Source organism: Arsenicicoccus sp. UBA7492, from assembly GCF_002479615.1.
Lineage (GTDB): Bacteria > Actinomycetota > Actinomycetes > Actinomycetales > Dermatophilaceae > Arsenicicoccus > Arsenicicoccus bolidensis.
Genome location: NZ_DLOE01000013.1, coordinates 4,230 through 9,265, shown reverse-complemented (window position 1 = coordinate 9,265; position 5,036 = coordinate 4,230). Strand labels below are relative to the sequence as shown.

Sequence of the window (5,036 nt, the reverse complement as noted above, 5' to 3'; positions counted from 1 at the left end):
CCAGCGGCAGTTGAGTGCGCTGGTCTCAGAAATGGACCACCAGGTGTTCGGCAGCAGCCCGAGGCGAACTCAGGACAGGTATCGGCAGGTCGCCCAAGGCCGCCTGGGCGCCGGACATGCTGGCCTGCGCGAGGACGATCACGTCCACGCCGCGGGCCATGCCTCGTGCTGCTTCGGTGATGAGTTCGAGGTAGCCGGCGACATCACCCGCCTCGAAACGAGCCCACGCATCTTCCACGAGGACGGGCTGAAGCTCCACCGCGCGTCCGGCCTCGCGGGCTACGTCTTCCAGGAGAGTCGAGGTGGGCGCGATGGTGGACTCCAGAGCAGCGACCACGCCGACTCGTCGTCCGGCCTTGACGGCCTGGGACGCCATGGGGCGATCAACTCGGAAGACGGGGATCGCGACCTCTGCCTGCTCCGCGACGTCTCCGATCGTCGAGCAGGTGCAGCAGACGACGCCTGCTCCTCGGTCCTGAAGTCCCAAGAGTGCCGTCTGGACTCGGTCTGCGACTGCAGCCGGTCCGTGTGTCCGGGCGTCGGCCAGGAGGTCTTCGTCGACGACATGCAGGGCGTGGGCGGACGGCGCGACCTCCTTCAGCAGCGCCTCGAAGGTGGGCACGTGAACTGGGGAGGTGTGCAAGAACCCGATGGTCGGCATGACGTGAATCGTGACGCCTTTCGCACGGCAGCGGGGCCACCCAGCCCTGGGTGAGACCAGCGGCATGACAGCGCGTTCGACTACCACCAACGAGTGACCTTCCTGCGATGATCGGACCATGTGGTTCTCGTCACCGAAGCCTGCTGCTCACCGAGCCGAGGAGGACCCGTGGGGGTTCGCCCGCGACGCGGCGGCAGACTTCCTCGCCGGTCGAACCAGCGGCCAGAGCTTCGTCGCTGCGATCCACCAGGTCGGTCACCAAGGACCCGATGAGCTCCAGGACCTGGTCGAGCTGGATGACACATACCTGTTCGGCAACGACCCGGATGCCGAGAACAGGTTTCGTTCTGAGCAAGTGATGGAAGTCCTGGTGCGGCGAGCTCGCGGACTCCTCGCGAGTCCCTGAAGGCGGCATGAGCGAGCGTCGCTCACGGTTCGCGCCGGAGAGCGGCGCGAGTGTCCTCCACGACAGATGCAGTCTTGGTGACGACTTCACTGAGTCCCATGTGCCCGGACGACTGCAAGACGGTGTTGGCTCTGGTCGCGAAATCGTGGGTGTCCAGGTCGAGTCGCGCCACGTCGACGATGATGCCCTTCTCGTTGGTCACCCACGACCCGGCAGTGGCATGCCAGGCGTGGGCGCAGAGCATGAGCGCGGTCGAGCAGCACAGCATCACGTACGCGCTGTCGTCCTTGGGCAGGCCCTTCCGGGCGGCATCTACCAAGAAACCGGCCTGCCACAGGTTGTCGATGAACGCGACGCGCAGCGCATCGGGGTACGGGTTGAGATCGGCTGCCAGCCCGGCGACGGCGCCGTCGGGGTCGGCGAGGGGACGGCACGTGGCGACCTCGCCGGCGTAGCTGACGTCGAGGAAGCCCAGGGGGTGACCGGGTTGGGGGTGGAAGGCGAACTCGCCGCGGCGGGCGCGGTCGGCCTGTTCGTGCACGCGGTCGAGGTCGCGCAGGATCCAGTCGACGGGGGTGCCGTTGACGGTTAGCCAGCCACCTCCGTTCACCCAGGGCCCCCAGCCGCCGGGCCCGACGATCTCGACCTGCCCGGTGTCACTGAAAGCGCGTGACGCACGGGCCAGGGCGTCGAGGTCGAGTCCTTCGGCGCGGTAGTACAGGCCGAGGTCGACGTCCGAGGCCTCGTGGTGGGTGCGGCGAGCTCGGCTGCCTCCCAGGACGATGGCCACGATGCCGGGAACTGATGCGAGAGCATCGGCCATCTGCTGGAGTCGCTCGTCGGTGATCACACACCAGAGTTTTGCCTAGCCCGCGTGGACCTGCCATGCCATTCGCGGCAAAGTAGTGCGTTCCGAGCACCCGCTCAGGTGCCGGCCAAAGGAGCGAGCAGCTGGCGGTAGAGGCCGGGGCCGTGGCCCGCGAGGTCCAGGGCGTGAGCGGCCACGGCCCGCTGTTCGGTGGTTCGGGTCGCGGTGGCATGGGGGAGCATGGACACCTGCACGACGGGTCGTGACAGCTGCGCAGCCCAGTACAGGGCGGCGATCGGCAGGGGCACCCGGCCGAAGATCATCCGCAGGTTGCGCGGTGTGATGCGAGCCCCCTGCGCTTCGAGGGAGTCGAAGGCCTGTCGCATGGCCCGAACCAGCAGGACAGCGCCGCGCACTCGCTGTGATCGCGTCTCCAAGGGCTGCTCCAGGACCAGGGCGGCCATGGCGGCCACGAACACCGTGTGGGTGTCCAACCAGGCGTGCATGTCCGGCTCGGTCCGCAGGTGGGGGTCGATCGCGCCGAGCAGCTGCGACGCGAACTTGGAGCCGGCTGCCCCGCCCTCGACCACGGTGGGCTGCTGCCCCACCCGGTGGGCGGTCACCTGCCCGTCCTTCACGCCGCCGCCCACACCGGAGAAGCACCAGACCAGCCGGTCGCGGCCCAGGCGATCCTCCACGTCACTGCGCAGCTCGAGGGGGTTGGTGAACATCCAGACCCACCCAGCCGGGCTGGCTGCGATGTCGTCCAGGGCCGCAGCCAACTGGTCACCGCGAACGGCGACCAGCAGGACGTCGCAGTCTGTCACTTCCGGTGACTTCGTCACGGCCACGTCGGGCGCAAGGATCCGGCCGTCGAGGCCCACGAGCAGTCCATGGCGGCGCAGGTCGACGAGTCTCGATCCTCGTGCGGTCAGGGTGACCTCGTGACCGGCGTCGGCCAGCAGCGCCGCGTAGACCGATCCAACGACACCTGCCCCGAGCACCCTCACACGCGCCATAGTGCGAGCCTATGCGCCAGGAGGACCCAGAAGTGCCGGTGCGCCACCGGCGGCATGTGTGGATGTTCAGCCTGCGGTCCAGATCTTCATCACTGCGGCCACTTGCTCATCAATTCCCATGTCGGCGACATCGAGCTCATGATCCACCTGGAGGTTGTCACCTTGCTGGCGGTGCAGCTCCTCGAACTCGGCGTCGGTGAGGTAGACCGTTCGCTGGGCGGCTCGGCGCCTGGCCTCCTCCAGACCCAGGGTGAGCCTGACCACGAGGACGTCCGGCAGCAGCTCTCGATAGAGCGCAAGCGTGATCGGATTGACCACGTCGGCGACTGTGACGTTGATGCCCTGGCCGACGAAGTTGCTGGCCAGCCAGGTCGCGTTGCGTACCCCGAGTAGCTGCTGGGACGCGCCTTCCTCACCGTCCCAAGGTGCGGCGCCTCCGTTCTTCACGAGTTGGCGGACGTCATCGACGTCGATGAAGGCGGTCCGAGGGGTGGTGGTGGCCAAGGCCAGCGCCGTGGTGCTCTTGCCCGCGGCGGGGCCTCCCGTGAGGACCAACACTCGGTGGGTCATGCATTCACCGTAGCCAACGGCCTCACAACGGCGGCGGATGGGCAGCGGCAAAGGCGTGTCCTACTCGGTGTGTAGGAATTCGGCGATCAGGTGGACGGCCTCGGTGGGGACTAGTCCGATGTTAGTGAGAGAGTCGGTGTCGGCGGGTGCCCATGCCGGCGTGTAGCTGTTGTCGGTCGAGGCCTGTTCTTGTTCGGGCCCGTGACCGAGTCGTGGCTGACCGCTGGCACGTACCAGGTAGTAGTGGGCTCGGCGGTCTTGGTGATCCAACGAGGCGGCATGCCGCACGATCTGCCCGTTCAGGCTGGTTTCTTCAAGCAGCTCACGCAGCGCAGCGTCTGCTGGTGCCTCATCCTGTTCGACGCCACCGCCAGGCAGTACCGCGTAACGGAGCCCGTCTTTGACTCGATGGATGACCAGAAGCTTGCCATCGACAAGACAGATGCAGGCGGCACGCTCTTCGCGGTCATCGCACGACTGTAACCGGCAGAGAGCTGGCGGCGATTCAAAAGGCACGCCTCTCGGCAGATGATCGATGTCACGCGCCTGTGGCGGGCGTCCGGTGCCGGGCTCGGGTGTGGGCGAGGCGGTAGGAGTTGGTGCCGGTTTCGATGATGGTGGCGTTGTAGGTGAGTCGGTCGACGATCGCTGCGCACAGGCGGGGGTCGGTGAAGGTGTCGGTCCAGGCGGAGAAGGACTGGTTGGAGGCGATCGCTATGGCGTTCTTCTCCTCGCGTTCGGTGAGGACTTGGAACAGCAGTTCGGCGCCTCGCCGGTCGAGTTCCATGTAGCCGAGCTCGTCAATGACCAGGAGGTCGACGCGGCCGTAGCGGTTGATGGTCTTGGTGAGTTGTTTCTCGTCGGCGGCTTCGACGAGCTCGTTCACGAGCCGGGTGGCGAGGGTGTATCGGACGCGGTAGCCCTGTTCGGCGGCGGCGGTGCCGAGGGCGATGAGCAGGTGGGACTTGCCGGTGCCGGAGTCCCCGATGAGGCACAGGGGGTCGCCGCGGTGGATCCAGTCGCCGGTGGCGAGCTCGTTGATGGTGGCGGGGTTGATGTTGGGGTTCGCGGTGAAGTCGAAGTCGGCGAGCCATTTCTCGCGGGGGAAGCCGGCGCTCTTGATGCGACGCAGGGTGGAGCGGCGGTCGCGGTCGTCGACCTCGGCCAGGAGGAGTTCGGCGAGGAAGCCTTGGTAGGTGAGTTGGTCCTTTGTGGCGGCCGCGACGGCGTCGTCGACGACGGCGCGGATGGTGGGCAGCCGCAGCCGGCGGCAGGCCTGGTCGATCGCGGCCTGCGCGGCTTGTTCGGTGAGGCTGTGACGGGGGCGAAGACCGCCCTGGCGGCTGCTGGAGCTGGTGGTCATGGGGTTCCTGTCGGGGTGTGGTGGTGGACCTCGGCGGGGGCCGGGGCGGGATCGGGTTGGCGACGGCGCAGGAGTTCGTCGTAGGCGGTGACGGTGGGCAGGGGCCGGGTGTCTTCGGGCAGGTGCGCGATGACCTGGTGCGGGTTGGTGGGGCGTCGGGGTGGCAGGTTCACGACCGTCCCGCCCCTGGTCGGGCTGGCTGGGGCGGG

General features: G+C 67.6%; 7 protein-coding genes and 1 pseudogene. 1 reads left to right on the top strand and 7 read right to left on the bottom strand.

What is annotated here, in order from left to right; all coding sequences use genetic code 11:
• Positions 1-25: 25 nt before the first annotated feature.
• Positions 26-661 carry an aspartate/glutamate racemase family protein gene (locus tag B4E97_RS04115; RefSeq protein ID WP_286958788.1) on the bottom strand — a complete coding sequence of 212 codons (636 nt, stop codon included), beginning with the start codon at positions 659-661 and terminating at the stop codon, positions 26-28.
• 118 nt (positions 662-779) lie between these two features.
• Between B4E97_RS04115 and B4E97_RS04110 the strand changes: the two genes are divergently transcribed.
• Positions 780-1,067, top strand: a complete 288-nt coding sequence (locus tag B4E97_RS04110) for a hypothetical protein (RefSeq protein ID WP_286958787.1) — start codon at positions 780-782, stop codon at positions 1,065-1,067.
• 22 nt (positions 1,068-1,089) lie between these two features.
• Here B4E97_RS04110 and B4E97_RS04105 read toward each other — a convergent pair whose 3' ends face one another.
• The 6 genes and pseudogenes from B4E97_RS04105 to B4E97_RS04080 all read right to left on the bottom strand — a co-directional run.
• On the bottom strand, positions 1,090-1,917 hold the full coding sequence (locus B4E97_RS04105; protein WP_286958786.1) for a nucleotidyltransferase domain-containing protein: 828 nt from the start codon (positions 1,915-1,917) through the stop codon (positions 1,090-1,092).
• Between the two features lie 74 nt (positions 1,918-1,991).
• The gene (locus tag B4E97_RS04100) at positions 1,992-2,894 is read right to left on the bottom strand and encodes a ketopantoate reductase family protein (RefSeq protein WP_286958785.1); all 903 of its coding nucleotides are present in this window, start codon (positions 2,892-2,894) and stop codon (positions 1,992-1,994) included.
• A gap of 66 nt (positions 2,895-2,960) precedes the next feature.
• Positions 2,961-3,464, bottom strand: a complete 504-nt coding sequence (locus tag B4E97_RS04095; RefSeq protein WP_286958783.1) for a hypothetical protein — start codon at positions 3,462-3,464, stop codon at positions 2,961-2,963.
• A gap of 60 nt (positions 3,465-3,524) precedes the next feature.
• On the bottom strand, positions 3,525-3,980 hold the full coding sequence (locus B4E97_RS19105; protein WP_414632781.1) for an NUDIX hydrolase: 456 nt from the start codon (positions 3,978-3,980) through the stop codon (positions 3,525-3,527).
• Positions 3,981-4,002: 22 nt separating this feature from the next.
• Positions 4,003-4,827 carry an IS21-like element helper ATPase IstB gene (gene istB / locus B4E97_RS04085; RefSeq protein WP_286958780.1) on the bottom strand — a complete coding sequence of 275 codons (825 nt, stop codon included), beginning with the start codon at positions 4,825-4,827 and terminating at the stop codon, positions 4,003-4,005.
• A pseudogene (locus tag B4E97_RS04080) lies at positions 4,824-5,036 on the bottom strand (IS21 family transposase); the annotation flags it as partial. The gene istB and the pseudogene B4E97_RS04080, both read right to left, overlap by 4 nt.